Raw genomic sequence first — 16,897 nt, 5'->3', positions numbered from 1 at the left:
GCCGTCGGGCGTATGCTTATGTCACATTTAATCGGTTGGTAAGAAGGATAACGATGACTCCCGCCGTAAAATTACTCGAAAAAAACAAAATTAGTTTTCAAATCCACAGCTACGATCACGATCCGAACGAAACCAATTTTGGTGACGAAGTGGTGCGTAAGCTGGGACTGAACGCCGACCAGGTCTACAAAACGCTGCTGGTTGCCGTTAACGGCGACATGAAGCATCTGGCCGTTGCAGTGACCCCGGTTGCGGGTCAGTTGGATCTGAAAAAAGTGGCGAAGGCCTTAGGCGCAAAAAAAGTGGATATGGCAGACCCGATGGTCGCGCAGCGGGTTACCGGCTATCTGGTGGGGGGTATCAGCCCGCTCGGGCAAAAAAAACGTCTGCCGACGGTGATTGACGCACCGGCCCAGGCGTTTGCCACCATCTATATTTCCGGCGGCAAACGCGGGCTGGATATTGAGCTGGCGGCCAGCGATCTGGCGAAGATCCTTGAGGCAAAATTCGCCGATATCGCGCGGCGCGATTAATTGACGGTTTTGCGTCAGAGGATAATCCCGGAGGCGGCGCTGACGCGCCTTGTCCGGGCTACAAAATCCAAAACCGCTGAGACCTGTAGCCCCGGTAGCTACGCAACCGGGGTTTGGCTCAAACGTTACTGCCAGCTTACCTCGCCTTTCGGTTCATAAGCTGCCGCATCCAACGGTGAGTTTTTCTGGATATACTCTTTCAGCACTTCGGCATCGATAAAGCCGGTATTAACATAGCCGGGCTTCGTATCGATATGCGGATAGCCGTCGCCGCCGGTGGCGTTAAAGCTCAGGGTCGCCATACGATAGGTCTTTGCCGGATCGACCGGTTCGCCTTTGATGGTCAAATTATTGAGCTTGCCGTCTTTAGCCACAAAACCGACGTTGGCAAACTGCGGATAGGCGCCGGAGTCGGGCTTCATCTGCGCCACGGCGGTCAGATACTCGATCACTTCCTTACCGCTCATATCGACATAGACCAGCACGTTGCCGAAGGGTTGGACCTTCATCACATCTTTATAGGTGATATCACCCGCTTCAATCGAATCACGCACTCCGCCGCCGCTCATCACCGCGAAATCAGCATTGCTGCGCGCCATCTGCGCCGCCAGCAGCAAACGTCCCATATTGGTTTGCACGAAACGAACTTTGCTGCGATCGCCCTCCAGATGCGCGTTTACGCTACCGATTTTCACCTGTAGCTGCGCTTTGCCTTTATTCTGGAACGGCGTCAGCAGGGAGAGCATCTGCGGATTTTCGGGGATTTGCGGCGTATAGAGCACGCGCTCGCTCTCGCCGTTGTCCCAGGTGACCTTTTTCTTCAGGTTGACCGGGATCAGCTGATAGCGCACCAGCTTCATGTCGCCGTTGCGGAATTCAAAATCGGCGCGGCCAACATATTTACCCCACTCATGGGCCTGCACAATCCAGATACCGTTCTGCTTGTCCGGCGCGCACGGGCTACCCGGAACGTAATCCACCTGCTTCTTGTTCTCCGACGCCATGCATACCGGGTCCTGCGAGTGACCGCCGACGATCATCGCCAGCGCTCCCGCAGGCAGGCTGCGTGCCATCTCAACATCGCCCGGCGCGTTCGAACCGTGAGCGCCATTGTCATAATGGCCCATGTGGGTAGTAGCCAGAATCACGTCCGGCTTTTCATTCTGCTGCAGCTCCTGGATAACGAGTTTGGCCTCTTCCGCCGGTTTACGGAACTCGATATCGGTAAAGAACTCGGGATTACCAATTTTAGCCGTATCGTCGGTCGTCAGACCGATAACCGCAATATTCAGCCCGCCGCGTTTGAACAGCGCCCACGGCTTAAACAGACGCTCGCCGGTGCTTTTCTGATAAATATTCGCCGAAAGGAAGGGGAACTTCGCCCATTTTTCCTGCTGACGCAGTACGCTAAGCGGATTATCAAATTCATGATTCCCCACCGCCATCGCATCGTAGCCAATCAGGTTCATCCCGCGAAAATCAGGTTCCGCGTCCTGTAAATCGGATTCCGGCACGCCGGTGTTGATATCGCCGCCGGATAACAGCAGCACGCTGCCGCCTTCTGCCGCCACCTCTTTGCGAATACCGTCAACCAGCGTTTTTTGTGCGGATAGCCCATATTCGCCGTAGTCGCTACGCCAGAAGTGGCCATGATGATCGTTAGTATGCAGGATGGTTATTTTGTAAGTTTTATCCTGCTCATAAGCCTGCGCTGACAGGCTCCCCAGCGATAGCGCCGTAAATAGCGCCAGCGCAACGCCTTGCTTCATAAAGTGCATATTTCTCTCCCTGACGAAGTAACAACTGCCGAAAGTATAGCGAGTTGGCCGATTAGACAAATATGTTTTCAGAATTGCGACTTCCTTCAAACCTTAGGGGCAGGTATGTTAGGCAGATAATAATTCCACCTGCATCCTCTATAAAAAACACTTAAGTGAACCTATGGCAATGAATCAGACCGCACAACCCTTATCCGGCCCTGCTGCTGCGCCGCAAAAAGCACGCACCTCGTTTCGCATTCTCGGCGCCATCAGCCTCTCCCATTTGCTAAACGATATGATCCAATCGCTTATTCTGGCTATCTACCCGCTGCTGCAGGCCGAGTTTTCGCTGACCTTTGTGCAGATAGGTATGATTACCCTCACCTTCCAGCTGGCCTCATCGCTATTGCAGCCGGTCGTCGGCTATCTGACCGACAAACATCCGATGCCGTGGTCGCTGCCGATAGGCATGTGCTTTACCCTGAGCGGTCTGGTGCTGCTGGCGATCTCGGGGAGCTTTGGTATGGTTCTGCTGGCAGCCGCGCTGGTCGGCACCGGGTCTTCGGTCTTTCATCCGGAATCTTCACGCGTGGCGCGTATGGCTTCCGGCGGTCGCCATGGCCTGGCGCAGTCGATATTTCAGGTCGGCGGCAACTTTGGCAGCTCGTTAGGCCCGCTGCTTGCGGCCCTGATTATCGCTCCTTACGGTAAAGGTAACGTTGGCTGGTTTGTCCTGGCAGCGCTGTTGGCGATCGTCGTGCTGGCGCAAATCAGCCGCTGGTATGCCGCTCAGCATCGGATGAATAAAGGTAAACCGAAGGCGCTGATTGTAAATCCGTTGCCAAAAAACAAAGTTATTCTGGCGGTCAGTATCCTGTTACTGCTGATTTTCTCGAAATACTTCTATATGGCGAGCATCAGCAGCTATTACACCTTTTATCTGATGCAAAAATTCGGATTGTCGGTGCAAAATGCCCAGTTTCATCTGTTTGCCTTTCTTTTTGCCGTCGCGGCAGGAACGGTGATTGGCGGGCCTGTCGGCGATAAGATTGGGCGCAAATATGTTATTTGGGGCTCTATCCTTGGCGTAGCGCCGTTCACCCTTGTTTTACCCTATGCATCCCTGGAATGGACCGGGATTTTAACGGTGATAATTGGTTTTATCCTTGCCTCAGCCTTTTCCGCCATTCTGGTCTATGCCCAGGAGCTATTACCAGGGCGGATCGGCATGGTTTCTGGTTTGTTCTTCGGTTTTGCTTTTGGCATGGGTGGCCTTGGCGCCGCGGTACTGGGGCTCTTAGCTGACCATACCAGCATCGAACTGGTCTATAAAATCTGCGCTTTCCTGCCTCTAATCGGCATCCTGACGATATTTCTACCTAACAACCATCAAAAGTCATGATTCTTCGGTAGCCAAAGTGTAACTTTGGCTACCACAATCCCTTACCCCACCAGCATTACCCCGCATAAGCTGCTGCCATTTTGCGCTCCGTGCTTTTTTGCACGTCAATTGCATTTTTCTGCAAAATTCAACGATTATTCATAAACAAAACCGCTGAAAGTGTCATAAACTATTATTCGGTTTTTTGGTTTTATACCCTAATTCATTCAAGTTGCAGGACAAGCCACTTGTGCCTTGAACAGCGCTGGCGCTGGCCCCCAAGGGCGAGGCTCATGGATGAGCTAAGTAATAAAGCCTACGCCCATGCAAATTGAAGCATGACGGGTATGTACCGAAAATGGATCAGCTCACCACTGCAAGGAGACGGAATGCACCACGCAACACCGCTAATCACCACCATTGTCGGCGGCCTTGTGCTCGCCTTTATTCTCGGCATGATTGCCAATAAGCTACGTATTTCTCCTCTGGTGGGATATCTATTAGCGGGCGTGCTGGCCGGACCTTTTACCCCAGGTTTTGTTGCTGATACCAAGCTGGCGCCGGAACTGGCCGAGCTCGGCGTGATCCTGCTGATGTTCGGCGTGGGTCTGCATTTCTCCTTAAAAGATCTGATGGCGGTTAAGGCCATCGCCATCCCGGGCGCTATCGCCCAGATAGCCGTAGCGACCCTGTTGGGTATGGCGCTCTCTGCCATGCTGGGCTGGTCGTTAATGACCGGTATCGTTTTTGGTCTGTGTCTTTCTACCGCCAGTACCGTGGTGCTGCTGCGCGCGCTGGAAGAACGGCAGCTTATTGATAGCCAGCGGGGGCAAATCGCCATCGGCTGGCTGATTGTTGAAGATCTGGTGATGGTTCTGACGCTGGTGCTGCTGCCGGCGGTTGCCGGCATGACCGAGAAAGGCGACGTGGGCCTGGCTTCTCTGGCCCTCGATATGAGTATTACCATCGGCAAAGTCGTCGCCTTCATCGCCATTATGATGCTCGTCGGCCGCCGCCTGGTGCCGTGGATTATGTCGCGCAGCGCGGCAACCGGTTCACGCGAGCTGTTTACGCTGTCGGTACTGGCGTTAGCGCTCGGCATCGCTTTCGGCGCCGTTGAGCTATTTGACGTCTCCTTCGCCCTCGGCGCCTTTTTCGCCGGTATGGTGCTCAATGAATCCGAGCTCAGCCATCGCGCGGCCCACGATACGCTGCCGCTGCGCGACGCCTTCGCCGTGCTGTTCTTTGTCTCCGTCGGAATGCTGTTCGACCCGATGATTCTGCTTGAGCAGCCGCTGGCAGTACTGGCGACGCTGGCTATCATCATTTTCGGTAAATCGGCTGCCGCCTTCTTCCTGGTGCGGATGTTCGGCCACTCGCCGCGCACTGCCCTGACCATTGCCGCCAGTCTGGCGCAAATCGGTGAATTCGCCTTTATTCTTGCTGGTCTGGGAATGGCGCTGGATCTGCTGCCGCAGGCCGGGCAGAACCTGGTACTTGCCGGCGCCATTATCTCCATCATGCTCAACCCGGTCCTGTTTACCCTGCTGGAAAAATACCTCGATAAAACGGAGACGCTGGACAAACAGACGCTGGAAGAAGTGCTGGAAGATGAGAAACAGATCCCCGTTGATATCTGTAACCATGCGCTGCTGGTCGGTTTCGGTCGCGTCGGGAGCCTGCTTGGTGAAAAACTGATGGCTCAGGGGATACCGTTGGTAGTTATCGAAACGTCGCGCACCCGCGTTGACGAACTGCGCGCGCGGGGTATTCGCGCGGTATTAGGTAACGCCGCCAATGAAGAGATTATGAATCTGGCGCATCTGGACTGCGCGCGCTGGCTACTGCTCACCATCCCTAACGGTTACGAGGCCGGAGAGATCGTGGCCTCAGCGCGCGAGAAGTGCCCGAATATCGAGATCATCGCGCGGGCGCATTACGACGATGAGGTGGAATATATTGTTGAACGCGGCGCCAACCAGGTAGTGATGGGCGAACGAGAAATCGCCCGCGCCATGCTTAAGCTGCTTGAAACGCCGCCAGCCGGCGAGCTTATTACCGGTTAATGCTTCCGGCCCCGACTCCCCGGGGCCGACTTTATTTACCGGCTTAACGATCCAGTAGGCCTCTTCCAGACTATCTTCACGCTCCGGCAGGCCGCGGGTCAGACGCGGTGAATGCTGGTTCAGCACCTGATAGCTCACGCGGTTAGCGTATTTACACACCTGCGCCAGCGAGGAATAGGTCAGCCATTTGCATTTGTGCTTGCTGGAGTTCGGCACGTTATTGCGATGATAATTATTAGCGGTGATGTCGTGCAGCAGTGCCGCCAGCGCGCCGTCGCCGGCGCCGTTGGTGTTCATGATCTTCTCCGGCCCGCCCATATAGGGTGCGATATGCGAATAAATACGCAGCGGATTCTCGCAGTCCTGGTGGCGCATCGCGCGGCTGAATTCATACTGGTTAAACTCGGCAATCGCGCCAGGCAGCAGCGGATGCTGCGTTTTGCGCTTAGCCTCATCCTCGGTAAAACTGGCCATATACAGCCCGGCGGGCCCGGCGGTGCACAGTACCAGGTCAACCCACTCCAGCGCTTTGTCGGAAGCCAGCAGCGGATCGGATAGTCCGGTCAGCGCTTCCGCCTCTTCTTCGTTCATCGCCAGAATAGAAACGTGTTCTTTGAGGAACGCCTGCCACCACGCCGGATTATCAGCGATAACGTATTTAGTCCCCAGGGTCAGGACCACCGGTACATCGTGCTTTTTCGCATATTTGATGGCCTGCATCGTCGCGTCCGGCATCGGCTCACCCGGCTTGCAGCGGACGAGGTAGGAGGTCAGCACCAGTGCGGAAGCGCCGGCGATCACGCTTTCCGGAATGCTTTCCGGGCGGAGCTTATTCATATGACCGGGGCTGATCGCAAAGGTGCGCTCGCCGGAGTCGCTAATAAGGGTAAAGCAGCGACCAATCGCGCCATCCACGCCTTGCAGGTAGTTCAGATCGGTACGGCTGGAGGTGTTGCACAGGTAGCGATAGGCGTAGCCGCCGATTTCAATATTGCTGCACATGACGCCAAGCAGAACCGAGCGGTCATCCGCCAGCACCGAGTAGTTGTGCATGGTGTTTCCGATGGTACCACCGGCAAACTGGTGGGTAATCAGATCGTTGCGGACCAGTTCCTGGTACAACGCTTCGGCGACATCATCCTCAATCACCAGCGAATGCCCGGCGCTCAGGCCGTAGCGTACGATAAACGCCTCATCCACTTTCGCTTCGATATCGACCAGGGTTTGATCGATGCCGACGACCCAGGCGACGTTAGACTCATTGTCCGGCTGAATTTGTTGCAGCAGCGGATCGCGAGCGTTGACGGGAAAATAGTGTTTGGATTTGCGTTTACCGGGAAATTTCATAGTGGCGATTTATTGACAGTGAACAAGCGGGGAATAGTAGCATACTCCCCGCCGCACGCGCGATCAGCGATATTTCGCCGTCAGGTTGACCATCATTTCAATATGCGCGGTGTCCGCATTAAGCGCCGGTATGTACTCATATTGCTGGCCGCCGGCTTCAAGGAAGATTTCCCGGTTTTGCACCGCGATCTCTTCCAGCGTCTCCAGGCAATCGGCAGCAAAGCCGGGGCAGATAACCTGAATATGCTTCACCCCTTTCTCACCGAGCATTTTCAGCGTTTCGTCAGTATAGGGCGTCAGCCACGGCTCACGACCAAAGCGCGACTGAAAAGTCATCATGACCCGGTCAGGCGACAGGCCAAGGGCTGAAACCAGTTCACGAGTGGTATCGCGACAGCGCTGAGGATAGGTATCCCCTTGCTGAGCGTAACGCTGTGGAATCCCATGATAGGAGAGCAGCAGTAAATCCGGCTCGCCGTGCACCGCAAACGAAGCGCGTACGCTGGCGGCCAGCGCGTGAATGTAGTCCACATCATCGGCATAGTCGCGAATAAAAGAGATGCCGGGAATCGCGCGCTTTCTGGCGAGGATACGCCCCAGCTCATCCCAGACCGCCGCCACGGTAGAGCAGGAGTATTGCGGATAGAGCGGTAGCACCACGATGTGGTCCACACCCTGCGCCAGCAGTTCATCCACCGCGCTCTCCAGCGACGGCGAGCCGTAGCTCATCCCCAGCGCCACCGGCGTATCCGGAAGCCGCGCGGCCAGCGCCTGCCGCTGCTGCTGGCTATAGACCATCAGCGGCGAGCCGTCTTCCATCCAGATGGACTGATAGAGCTTAGCGACCCTGGGGGCGCGCAGGGGCAGTATCACGCCGCGCAGCAACGGCCACCACAGTAGACGGGAGGTATCCACCACGCGCCGATCGCTAAGAAACTGTCGTAGATAGCGCTTAACCGCGTCGGGCGTGGGCGCATCGGGAGTGCCTAAATTGGCTAATAAGATACCTGTTTTCGTCTGATGCATTACCGCCTCTTAACCATTTGAATCGCTGACAATTGTAGCTGAAATGGCGCTAAACGGAACCAATCATAGAAAAAGGTAAAATGAGAGGAGTTCTCACCCCGCCGCTGCGGGATGAGAACTAACGGAATTAACCGAGGATTTTTTCCAGTTCGGCGCGAACGTCCGCCACAGCTTTGGTGCCATCAACTTTCGCGTATTGGGTATTGCCCGCTTCGGCTTCTTTCTGATAATAGCCGATCAGCGGAGCCGTCATCTGATGATACTCAACCAGACGCTTACGCACGGTCTCTTCCTGGTCGTCTTTACGGGTGGTCAGCTCTTCGCCGGTCACATCGTCTTTGCCTTCGACTTTCGGCGGATTAAATTTGATGTGATAAACGCGGCCGGAAGCAGCGTGAACGCGACGGCCGATGATGCGGTCAACGATCAGTTCATCAGGAACATCGAATTCCAGTACGTAATCTACGGCAATGCCCGCTTCTTTCATGGCGTCAGCCTGAGGAATGGTGCGCGGGAAGCCGTCCAGCAGGAATCCGTTGCGGCAATCTTCCTGAGTGATACGCTCTTTCACCAGGGCGATAACCAGTTCGTCGGTGACCAGCTTACCGGCGTCCATAATATCCTTCGCCTTTTTGCCCAGCTCGGAGCCTGACTTCACCGCGGCACGCAGCATGTCGCCGGTGGAGATTTGCGGAATACCGTATTTCTCCATGATGAACTGAGCCTGAGTTCCTTTACCCGCGCCCGGAGCGCCAAGCAGAATAATACGCATTACGAAAATCCCCTCAAAAGTTGATTCAATATTTCAAAAAACGCTAAACCATACCACCAGAACGCGGATGGCTCAAGGAAGGCGGGGCGGCTGAAACGGTTAATGGTGAGATATTTTACGTAGAGTGCGTTTTGTTGCCCTCATTCCGCTCCTCTCCCGCAGGGCAAGGAAGAAAACACGCGCCGGAGCCAGCAGGGGAACAGGGAGAAGCAGGCTAAACGATGACAGCCTCCGCGCCAGCATGTCAATGCCGGGCAAGTCCCCTCTCCCTGACAGGGAGAGGGTGAGGCTGAGGGGAAAGATTACGACGCCAGCAGCTGGTTCATGCGGCGAATAAACTGGTTCGGATCTTCCAGCGTACCGCGCTCGGCCAGCAGCGCCTGATCGAGAAGCAGCTCAACCCACTCGCCGAATTGCGCATCATCCTGAGTGTCCGCCGCGCGTTTTACCAGCGGATGCAGCGGGTTCAGTTCGAAGATGTACTTCACTTCCGGCGCGGCCTGGCCCGCAGCGGCAAACAGTTTCGCCATTTGGGTGCTCATTTCATCCGCGTCGGTGGTAACGATGGCCGGCGTATCGGTCAGACGATGGGTCAGGCGAACCTCTTTCACCCGGTCGCCGAGCAGCGTTTTGGCTCGCTCAACGAACGGCTCCAGCGCCTTCTCAGCTTCTTTTGTGGTTTCATCCACTTCGTCCGTCAGCTTATCCAGCGACTCATCGGCTTTCGCCACCGACTGGAACGGCTTACCGTCGAACTCGGTCAGATAGCTCATCATCCACTCGTCGATGCGATCGGAAAGCAGCAGCACTTCAATGCCTTTCTTACGCAGCAGTTCCAGATGCGGGCTGCTCTTCGCGGCGGCGTAGCTGTCGGCGGTAATGTAGTAAATCTTCTCCTGCCCTTCTTTCATGCGGGAGACGTACTCTTCCAGCGACACGGTCTGCGCGGCGGAATCGGTATGGGTACTGGCGAAACGCAGCAGTTTAGCAATGGTCTGCTGGTTAGCGTGGTCTTCCGCCGGGCCTTCTTTCAGCACCAGGCCAAACTGCTGCCAGAAGGTCTGATATTTTTCCGCGTCGTCTTTCGCCAGTTTTTCCAGCATCTGCAGGGCGCGCTTGCTCAGCGCAGTGCGCAGATTGCGGGTCACGCTGCTGTCCTGAAGGATTTCACGCGACACGTTCAGCGGCAGATCGTTGGAGTCGACCAGGCCGCGGACGAAGCGCAGGTAGTTCGGCATAAACTGCTCAGCGTCATCCATGATGAAAACGCGCTGTACGTACAGCTTCAGGCCGTGTTTATGGTCGCGATTCCACATATCCCATGGCGCCTGCGACGGGATATACAGCAGGCTGGTGTACTCCTGCTTGCCTTCAACGCGGTTGTGGCTCCAGGTCAGCGGATCGCTGTAGTCATGGGCAATATGCTTATAAAACTCGTTGTACTCGTCGTCTTTGATTTCCGACTTATTGCGCGTCCACAGCGCCTGGGCTTTGTTAATTTTCTCCCAGGTAATGACGGTTTCACCGTCCACTTCTTCGCGTTTTTCAATTTCCACCGGCAGCGCGATGTGATCGGAGTATTTGCTGATGATCGAACGCACGCGCCAGTCGTTGAGGAAATCATCCTCGCCTTCGCGCAGGTGCAGCGTGATCTCGGTACCGCGATCGGCTTTGTTAATGTCGGCAACGGTATATTCGCCTTCGCCGGCGGACTCCCAGAATACGCCATTTTCTGCGCTGTCTCCCGCCGCGCGGGTACGTACGGTGACTTTATCGGCGACAATAAACGCTGAATAGAAGCCCACGCCGAACTGGCCAATCAGCTGGCTGTCTTTCGCCTGGTCAGAGCCCATGGACTCAAGGAATGCTTTGGTGCCGGACTTGGCGATGGTGCCGAGATGGTCAATCACTTCATCGCGGTTCATACCAATGCCGTTATCGGCAATGGTCAGGGTGCGGTTGTCTTTATCAAATGAAACACGCACGCGCAGTTCGCCGTCGCCTTCATACAGATCCGGCTGGGACAGGGCGCGGAAGCGCAGCTTGTCGGCCGCATCGGAGGCGTTGGAAATCAGCTCACGCAGGAAAATTTCTTTGTTGGAATAAAGAGAATGGATCATCAGGTGCAGAAGCTGCTTAACCTCTGACTGAAAACCACGAGTTTCTTGTCCTTTCATCTAAATCAACCTCAACAATGCCATTGTTAATGGTAAAAAAACCGTTGAGGGTGAGATGGGGACAGAGGAAGACGTTTTCAAGCGGAGGCCCCGAAAAGCGCCTCCGTTTGATTAAAAACGAATCTTATGCCGTCCGGCAAGAGAGTGTGACAGCGTTGTGCCGTCAACCATTTCCAGCTCGCCGCCGACCGGTACGCCATGAGCGATACGGCTCGCCTCTACGCCATACTGCGCGCAAAGCTCGGCGATATAGTTCGCGGTCGCCTCCCCTTCAACCGTTGGGTTGGTTGCGAGGATCACTTCCTGCATCGATTCGTCACGCAGACGCTGCTCCAGGCGATCGAGCCCAATGTCATCCGGCCCGATGCCGTCAAGCGGCGACAGGTGGCCCATCAGCACAAAATAACGACCGGAAAACTGCCCGGTCTGCTCGATAGCGTAGATATCCGCTGGGCTCTCTACCACGCAGATCTGGCCGTTTTCCTTCCGCCGAGGGTTGCTGCAAATATTGCATACCTCCTGCTCGGTGAATGTGCGGCAATCGGCGCAGTGGCCGATTTCCGACATCGCGCGCGTCAGCGCTTGCGCCAGGCGCATCCCGCCGCTGCGATCGCGCTGCAGCAGGGTAAACGCCATGCGCTGCGCCGACTTCGGGCCGACGCCCGGCAGGCAGCGCAGTGCTTCCATAAGCTGCGTTAACAGCGGACTGGTTTGCATCAGAACGGCATCTTAAAGCCTGGCGGCAGCTGCATACCGGCGGACACAGACGCCATTTTTTCTTTCTGCGTCTCTTCGATGCGGCGGGCGGCATCGTTAAACGCAGCGGCCACCAGATCTTCCAGCATCTCTTTGTCGTCTTCCAGCAGGCTCGGGTCGATCTCAACGCGGCGGCAGTTATGCGCGCCGTTGATGGTGACTTTGACCAGGCCTGCGCCGGATTCACCGGTCACTTCCAGTCGAGCGACTTCTTCCTGCATCTGCTGCATTTTTTCTTGCATCTGCTGGGCCTGCTTCATCAGGTTACCCAGACCGCCTTTTCCACCAAACATAGGCTTCTCTCTCAGTAGGTCATCGTTAAGGATGCTGACCGCAAGTCAGACTTGCAATCAAATGGGGCGAATACTCTCTTCATCCAGGTCCGCATCGAAAAATCGACGCAGCGTCTGAATGTTATTATCCGCAATAATCGCTTCACGCGCCTGCGCGAGCTTTTCTTCATAAATTGCCTGCCGCCACTCAAGCGGCGTGCGCATCGCGGGATTATCATCTTCCACGATGGTCAATTCAACCGGCGTACCGTACAAAATACCGAGCGCTTCCGCCAGCTTTTGCTGCGCGCCCGCCGAATTCAGGTGCCGCTGGCTCGGGCGAAGATGCAGGCAGACGCGGTTGCCCTCCTGCTCTTTCCAGGCATTGAGGGCGACCTGCTCCACCAGCTTTGGCACCGCAAGCCGGCTGACTTCCGCCGCCCAGCTATCGCGCTCGACCGCTTCAATAGCCAGTTTTGCCGCCAGTTCCGGCGTTTTTTCATGCTCCAGCGCTTTTTTCAGCGCCTTCGGCGTCGCCACTTCTTCTTTCACGGTTTCAACAACCGTCGTCGATTTCCAGCGATAAGCTTCTTTTTTCGCTGGCGCTTTTTCCAGCGCAGCAGCAGCCGGACGCGCCTGTACGCGTTCAGTAATCGAACTCAGTCGTTCCAGCGCAGCGTTATTCACCGGCCGCGCGCGGGAAGCGGCTGCCGGTTCACTCTTTTTTGGGGTGGGCGCTCCCTGGCTGCGCTGCAGTTGGCTGCGTGCCGCCAGCACCTGGCTGGTGGTCTGCGGCAAATTCTGCGGCGGCGGCGGCGGTGGAGCGGATGCCGGGGCGGACTGCTGTGCAGGGGCGGCCTGAATAGCCGGAACCGGCGGCGCCTCCGGTTCCGGCAGCGGCATACGCGGATGGAACGCCAGCGCACGCAGAAGCGTCATCTCAACGCCCATCCGGCGATCCGGCGCGTACGGAAGCTCTTTACGGCCAATTAATAACGTTTGATAGTACAGCTGAACATCGGTAGGCGGCACCGTCCGCGCCAGCTCGCGCATGCGTAGCTCTATCGCGGCCATATCCGCCCCCAGCGCCGACGGCAACAGCTGAACCATTGCAATGCGGTGCAACAGGCTCTGCATTTCCACCAGCAAAGCCTCCCACTCCACGCCGCGAGCGGCAGCTTCATTGACGCCGGCCATGACGCGTTCGCCATCGGCGGCCACCAGCGCTTCAATCAGCGAGAGCGCCTGATCGTCGTCAAGCGTACCGAGCATGGTGCTAACGGATTCAGCCGTCAGACGGCCGTCGCCGCTGGCGATAGCCTGATCGGTCAGGCTTAATGCATCGCGCAGGCTGCCATCCGCCGCGCGCGACAGCAGCTGCAGCGCGCGCGGTTCGAAAGCGATCTGCTCGACGCCGAGGATATGCTCAAGCTGATGGCGAATCTGTTCGACATCCAGCGCCTTAAGATGGAACTGCAGGCAGCGGGAAAGAATGGTCACCGGCAGCTTCTGCGGATCGGTGGTCGCCAGCAGAAATTTTACGTGCGCCGGCGGCTCCTCCAGCGTTTTTAACAACGCGTTGAAGCTGTGGCGCGAAAGCATATGGACTTCATCGATCAGATAGACCTTGAAGCGACCACGGGCCGGCGCGTACTGAACGTTATCCAGCAGATCGCGGGTATCTTCGACTTTGGTGCGCGAAGCGGCATCGATCTCTATCAGATCGACAAAGCGCCCCTGTTCTATTTCACGGCAGTTATCGCAGACGCCGCATGGCGTGGCGGTAATACCGGTTTCACAGTTTAATCCTTTTGCCAGCAGGCGTGCGATAGAGGTTTTACCCACGCCGCGGGTGCCGGAAAAGAGATAGGCATGATGAATGCGCCCTAACGACAAGCCGTTCGCCAGTGCGGTCAGCACATGTTCCTGGCCGACGACGTCAGCAAAGGTTTGTGGGCGCCATTTACGGGCTAAGACCTGATAACTCATGGGCTGGCTCTGAAACGCTGGAAGGTGAAAACACGAGGGGGTCATGCTATCACAGCCCCGCTCAATCAGCGAGGCTATGTGGAGGGATTTGCTTAGTGACCCGGGAAAGGGACCAGGCTATAGCAGTTAATTCCCAGTTTTTCCAGACGCTGCTCGCCGCCCAGATCGAACAGATTGATAATAAAAGCCGCATCGTGCACTTCACCGCCCAGGCGACGGATAAGCTTCACGGTGGCGTCGATGGTGCCGCCGGTTGCCAGCAGATCGTCAACCACCAGGACTTTATCGCCTTCTTTGATCGCATCGACATGGATTTCCAGCTGATCGGTGCCGTACTCAAGCTCGTAGCTTTCTGCGATGGTCTCACGCGGCAGCTTACGCGGCTTGCGTACCGGAACAAAGCCTACGCCCAGCGCCAGCGCAACCGGTGCGCCAAACAAGAAGCCACGCGCTTCGGTGCCCACCACTTTGGTAATACCCGCGTCTTTATAACGCTCGGCCAGCAGTTCAATGCTGAGCGCATAGGCCTTCGGGTCTTCCAGCAAGCTGGTGACATCACGGAAAAGGATGCCAGGTTTCGGATAGTCCTGGATGCTTTGGATGCTGTTCTTCAGATATTCAAGCTGCTGTGCTGTTGCGGTCATAAGTGTATGCCTGATTAAAACGGTATTACTCACGGGCATGCCAAATGGGCCAAAGAAACATTTGTTTAACCTTTGACCAGGCTTACCCGCGCTCGAAAACGCCAGAATTTACTGGCTGTCAGCGACAATTGCAACCATCATTATTGCGCATCAGTGCTTTTGTTGCTTTGCATCAACCACCGGAATGCGCCACATAAATATCAGCAGACAGGCCAGAATGATCAGCAGCAAGATGCGCACCCAGGTAAGATTAACCAGCCACAGGGAAATAGCAAAGGTCAGCAAAATCATCGCTATCGCGCGCGGCTTCGCTCCCGGCGGCATGGCGCGGTATTTCTGCCAGTGACGCAGGTAACCGCCAAACCATGAGCGGTACAAAAGCCAGTGGTGAAAACGCGGCGACGAGCGCGCAAAGCACCAGGCGGCAAGCAGGATAAAAGGCGTCGTCGGCAGTAGCGGTAAAAATACGCCCAGCGTTCCCAGCGCTACCGCCAGCCAGCCAATGATGATCAAAATAATACGTGGCATAATGCGAATCGTTATCAAGAAGATAACGCTAATGTAGCACAGTTGCTTATCAGGGGATGGAGGAGTTATTTGAAAACCACCCGGCTTTTACATTCGCTGGAAAATCAGCTTGCGGAGCTGGCCGTCCGGGTAGCGCCAATGGCGAATCACGCGACCCTCAGCCCGCGTTTCGATCGCCAGCTGTTTCGGACCCGCAGCACGCAGATGCAGGCTTATCTCAATGAGGCCAGCGATCGTTTAACGGAGTTAAAGCTGGCGGTCGAACGCCAGCAGCTCCCCCAGGTTGCCTGGCTGGCGGAACATCTTGTGGCCCAAATCGCCGCCATTAGCCGGGAAACGGCCACCTGGTCGTTACGCGCCTGGGATAGCGCTTCGCCGACGCTTAGCCGCTGGCAGCGCCGGCGTATCCAGCATCAGGAATATGAACGGCGTCTGCTGGCCATGCGCAACGATCGCCAGAGACAGCTGGCGCAAGCCACCTCTCTTGATGAACAGCAGCGGCTGGCAAAAGAAGTTGACGCCTACGCCGCACGCCTTGCCCGCTGTCGCGACGCGCTGGAAAAAATTGAAAACAGGCTGGCCCGATTAACACGTTAAGTGGAGGAAGAAAGATGTCGCTGGAAAATGCGCCTGACGAGGTCAAGCTGGCCGTCGATTTAATCATGCTGCTTGAGGAAAATAATGTCCCTGCGCAAACCGTGCTAGCTGCGCTGGAGATTATCCGTCGCGATTATGAAAACAAAGTAAAAAGTGCGGAAGAGGCCTCGCAAAACGCGCCGGAGTAGCCTGTTGCCGGATCGTTGGGGGTGGCAGAGTCATCGCCTGCCCTTACCAAAACGGATAAATGCTCATGGAAAGATTCTCACGTACGCCGCACGATGCCATTTTTCGTCAAATGTTGACTCAGAAAGAGGTCGCCCGCGATTTTTTACAGCTTTACCTCCCGGCGCAGTTTTTAAGTATCTGCGATCTTAGTACGCTGCAGCTGGCTTCAGGCAGTTTTATCGAAGAAGACCTGCGCTCCAGCTACTCAGATATACTTTACTCTCTGCAAACGCGGCACGGCGCCGGATATATCTATGCGCTGATTGAACATCAAAGCTCTCCGGACAAGTTCATGGCTTTTCGCCTGATGCGCTATACGCTCGTAGCCATACAGCGTCACCTTGATGCTGGCCACGATACGTTGCCCCTTGTGGTCCCCATTCTGTTTTATCACGGCGCCGTCAGTCCCTGGCCGCATACGCTCAACTGGCATCATCTCTTTGACCATCCTGAGCTTACCAGCGCGCTGTACGGCGGTGATTTTCCACTGGTGGACCTGACCGTTATGCCAGTTAATCAATTCATCCTCCACCAGCGTATGGCGATGCTGGAACTGTTGCAGAAGCATATCCGCCAGCGCGATCTGGCCGAATTGCAACCGATACTGATTGCGCTGCTGGCGATTGCCGAATGGCTGGAAGAGAAAGGTCGTAAAAAAGGGAGAAGAGAAGGCAGACTGGAGGGTCGACAGGAAGGCCGTAAAGAAATCTCGCACAGCATTGCGCTGAAAATGCTCGCCAGCGGGCAGGATCCTAAGATGGTGATGGAGCTGACGGGTCTGAGCCAGGAAGAACTCTCCTCGCTCAGCCATTAAAATCTGC

The 16,897-nt window shown here is 55.9% G+C and carries 15 protein-coding genes, 1 pseudogene and 1 other annotated feature; of the genes and pseudogenes, 6 read left to right on the top strand and 10 right to left on the bottom strand.

The window, feature by feature from the left end; all coding sequences use genetic code 11:
- Positions 1-53 precede the first annotated feature (53 nt).
- Positions 54-533 (top strand): Cys-tRNA(Pro)/Cys-tRNA(Cys) deacylase YbaK, encoded by a 480-nt coding sequence (gene ybaK / locus HMPREF3178_RS20970; RefSeq protein WP_004099690.1) that lies wholly within the window; start codon positions 54-56, stop codon positions 531-533.
- Between the two features lie 125 nt (positions 534-658).
- Here ybaK and ushA read toward each other — a convergent pair whose 3' ends face one another.
- Positions 659-2,311, bottom strand: a complete 1,653-nt coding sequence (gene ushA, locus HMPREF3178_RS20965) for a bifunctional UDP-sugar hydrolase/5'-nucleotidase UshA (RefSeq protein ID WP_017146478.1) — start codon at positions 2,309-2,311, stop codon at positions 659-661.
- 163 nt (positions 2,312-2,474) lie between these two features.
- Between ushA and HMPREF3178_RS20960 the strand changes: the two genes are divergently transcribed.
- The gene (locus tag HMPREF3178_RS20960) at positions 2,475-3,695 is read left to right on the top strand and encodes an MFS transporter (RefSeq protein ID WP_004111050.1); all 1,221 of its coding nucleotides are present in this window, start codon (positions 2,475-2,477) and stop codon (positions 3,693-3,695) included.
- Between the two features lie 368 nt (positions 3,696-4,063).
- Positions 4,064-5,740, top strand: coding sequence for a YbaL family putative K(+) efflux transporter (gene ybaL, locus HMPREF3178_RS30295; RefSeq protein WP_077270132.1), 1,677 nt, complete (start codon positions 4,064-4,066; stop codon positions 5,738-5,740).
- A 51-nt stretch (positions 5,741-5,791) separates the two neighbouring features.
- On the opposite strand, the pseudogene HMPREF3178_RS20950 reads toward ybaL, so the two are convergent.
- From HMPREF3178_RS20950 to HMPREF3178_RS20910, 9 genes and pseudogenes are all read right to left on the bottom strand, one after another.
- A pseudogene (locus HMPREF3178_RS20950) lies at positions 5,792-7,087 on the bottom strand (inosine/guanosine kinase); the annotation flags it as partial.
- A 63-nt stretch (positions 7,088-7,150) separates the two neighbouring features.
- Positions 7,151-8,113 (bottom strand): ferrochelatase, encoded by a 963-nt coding sequence (gene hemH / locus HMPREF3178_RS20945; protein ID WP_004099681.1) that lies wholly within the window; start codon positions 8,111-8,113, stop codon positions 7,151-7,153.
- 127 nt (positions 8,114-8,240) lie between these two features.
- Complete coding sequence (gene adk / locus HMPREF3178_RS20940; RefSeq protein ID WP_004099679.1) at positions 8,241-8,885, bottom strand: adenylate kinase; 645 nt, start codon at positions 8,883-8,885, stop codon at positions 8,241-8,243.
- A 302-nt stretch (positions 8,886-9,187) separates the two neighbouring features.
- Entirely contained in the window at positions 9,188-11,062 is a 1,875-nt protein-coding gene (gene htpG / locus HMPREF3178_RS20935) for a molecular chaperone HtpG (protein ID WP_004099677.1), read from the bottom strand.
- A 111-nt stretch (positions 11,063-11,173) separates the two neighbouring features.
- Positions 11,174-11,779 carry a recombination mediator RecR gene (recR, locus tag HMPREF3178_RS20930; RefSeq protein ID WP_004099675.1) on the bottom strand — a complete coding sequence of 202 codons (606 nt, stop codon included), beginning with the start codon at positions 11,777-11,779 and terminating at the stop codon, positions 11,174-11,176.
- A complete protein-coding gene (locus HMPREF3178_RS20925; RefSeq protein WP_004099673.1) occupies positions 11,779-12,111 on the bottom strand; it encodes a YbaB/EbfC family nucleoid-associated protein in 333 nt (110 codons plus the stop codon). Before HMPREF3178_RS20925 ends, recR begins: the two co-directional genes overlap by 1 nt.
- A gap of 57 nt (positions 12,112-12,168) precedes the next feature.
- Positions 12,169-14,079 carry a DNA polymerase III subunit gamma/tau gene (dnaX, locus tag HMPREF3178_RS20920; protein ID WP_017146479.1) on the bottom strand — a complete coding sequence of 637 codons (1,911 nt, stop codon included), beginning with the start codon at positions 14,077-14,079 and terminating at the stop codon, positions 12,169-12,171.
- Positions 12,772-12,836 (bottom strand) — a sequence feature (DnaX frameshifting element). (Overlaps the previous gene by 65 nt.)
- 92 nt (positions 14,080-14,171) lie before the next feature.
- Positions 14,172-14,723, bottom strand: a complete 552-nt coding sequence (gene apt / locus HMPREF3178_RS20915; protein ID WP_004099669.1) for an adenine phosphoribosyltransferase — start codon at positions 14,721-14,723, stop codon at positions 14,172-14,174.
- A 150-nt stretch (positions 14,724-14,873) separates the two neighbouring features.
- A complete protein-coding gene (locus HMPREF3178_RS20910; RefSeq protein WP_004099668.1) occupies positions 14,874-15,251 on the bottom strand; it encodes a DUF454 family protein in 378 nt (125 codons plus the stop codon).
- Between the two features lie 69 nt (positions 15,252-15,320).
- On the opposite strand from HMPREF3178_RS20910, the gene priC reads away from it, so the two are divergent.
- The 3 genes from priC to HMPREF3178_RS20895 all read left to right on the top strand — a co-directional run bounded on the left by priC (position 15,321) and on the right by HMPREF3178_RS20895 (position 16,890).
- Positions 15,321-15,848 carry a primosomal replication protein N'' gene (gene priC, locus HMPREF3178_RS20905; protein WP_004099666.1) on the top strand — a complete coding sequence of 176 codons (528 nt, stop codon included), beginning with the start codon at positions 15,321-15,323 and terminating at the stop codon, positions 15,846-15,848.
- A 14-nt stretch (positions 15,849-15,862) separates the two neighbouring features.
- Positions 15,863-16,036, top strand: a complete 174-nt coding sequence (rsmS, locus tag HMPREF3178_RS20900) for a pleiotropic regulatory protein RsmS (protein ID WP_004099661.1) — start codon at positions 15,863-15,865, stop codon at positions 16,034-16,036.
- 65 nt (positions 16,037-16,101) lie between these two features.
- Positions 16,102-16,890 carry an Rpn family recombination-promoting nuclease/putative transposase gene (locus HMPREF3178_RS20895; protein ID WP_017146480.1) on the top strand — a complete coding sequence of 263 codons (789 nt, stop codon included), beginning with the start codon at positions 16,102-16,104 and terminating at the stop codon, positions 16,888-16,890.
- Positions 16,891-16,897 lie beyond the last annotated feature (7 nt).

The organism is Klebsiella sp. HMSC09D12, from assembly GCF_001808475.1.
Lineage (GTDB): Bacteria > Pseudomonadota > Gammaproteobacteria > Enterobacterales > Enterobacteriaceae > Klebsiella > Klebsiella oxytoca.
The sequence above is the reverse complement of the archived record's forward strand: the minus strand, read 5'-3'. Positions and strand labels throughout refer to the sequence as shown.

Excerpts from the sequence above, each read along its gene's own strand:
- ybaK (WP_004099690.1), top strand. The coding sequence starts at position 54 with ATGACTCCCGCCGTAAAATTACTCGAAAAAAACAAAATTAGTTTTCAA.
- ushA (WP_017146478.1), bottom strand. The coding sequence starts at position 2,311 with ATGCACTTTATGAAGCAAGGCGTTGCGCTGGCGCTATTTACGGCGCTA.
- HMPREF3178_RS20960 (WP_004111050.1), top strand. The coding sequence starts at position 2,475 with ATGGCAATGAATCAGACCGCACAACCCTTATCCGGCCCTGCTGCTGCG.
- ybaL (WP_077270132.1), top strand. The coding sequence starts at position 4,064 with ATGCACCACGCAACACCGCTAATCACCACCATTGTCGGCGGCCTTGTG.
- hemH (WP_004099681.1), bottom strand. The coding sequence starts at position 8,113 with ATGCATCAGACGAAAACAGGTATCTTATTAGCCAATTTAGGCACTCCC.
- adk (WP_004099679.1), bottom strand. The coding sequence starts at position 8,885 with ATGCGTATTATTCTGCTTGGCGCTCCGGGCGCGGGTAAAGGAACTCAG.
- htpG (WP_004099677.1), bottom strand. The coding sequence starts at position 11,062 with ATGAAAGGACAAGAAACTCGTGGTTTTCAGTCAGAGGTTAAGCAGCTT.
- recR (WP_004099675.1), bottom strand. The coding sequence starts at position 11,779 with ATGCAAACCAGTCCGCTGTTAACGCAGCTTATGGAAGCACTGCGCTGC.
- HMPREF3178_RS20925 (WP_004099673.1), bottom strand. The coding sequence starts at position 12,111 with ATGTTTGGTGGAAAAGGCGGTCTGGGTAACCTGATGAAGCAGGCCCAG.
- dnaX (WP_017146479.1), bottom strand. The coding sequence starts at position 14,079 with ATGAGTTATCAGGTCTTAGCCCGTAAATGGCGCCCACAAACCTTTGCT.
- apt (WP_004099669.1), bottom strand. The coding sequence starts at position 14,723 with ATGACCGCAACAGCACAGCAGCTTGAATATCTGAAGAACAGCATCCAA.
- HMPREF3178_RS20910 (WP_004099668.1), bottom strand. The coding sequence starts at position 15,251 with ATGCCACGTATTATTTTGATCATCATTGGCTGGCTGGCGGTAGCGCTG.
- rsmS (WP_004099661.1), top strand. The coding sequence starts at position 15,863 with ATGTCGCTGGAAAATGCGCCTGACGAGGTCAAGCTGGCCGTCGATTTA.
- HMPREF3178_RS20895 (WP_017146480.1), top strand. The coding sequence starts at position 16,102 with ATGGAAAGATTCTCACGTACGCCGCACGATGCCATTTTTCGTCAAATG.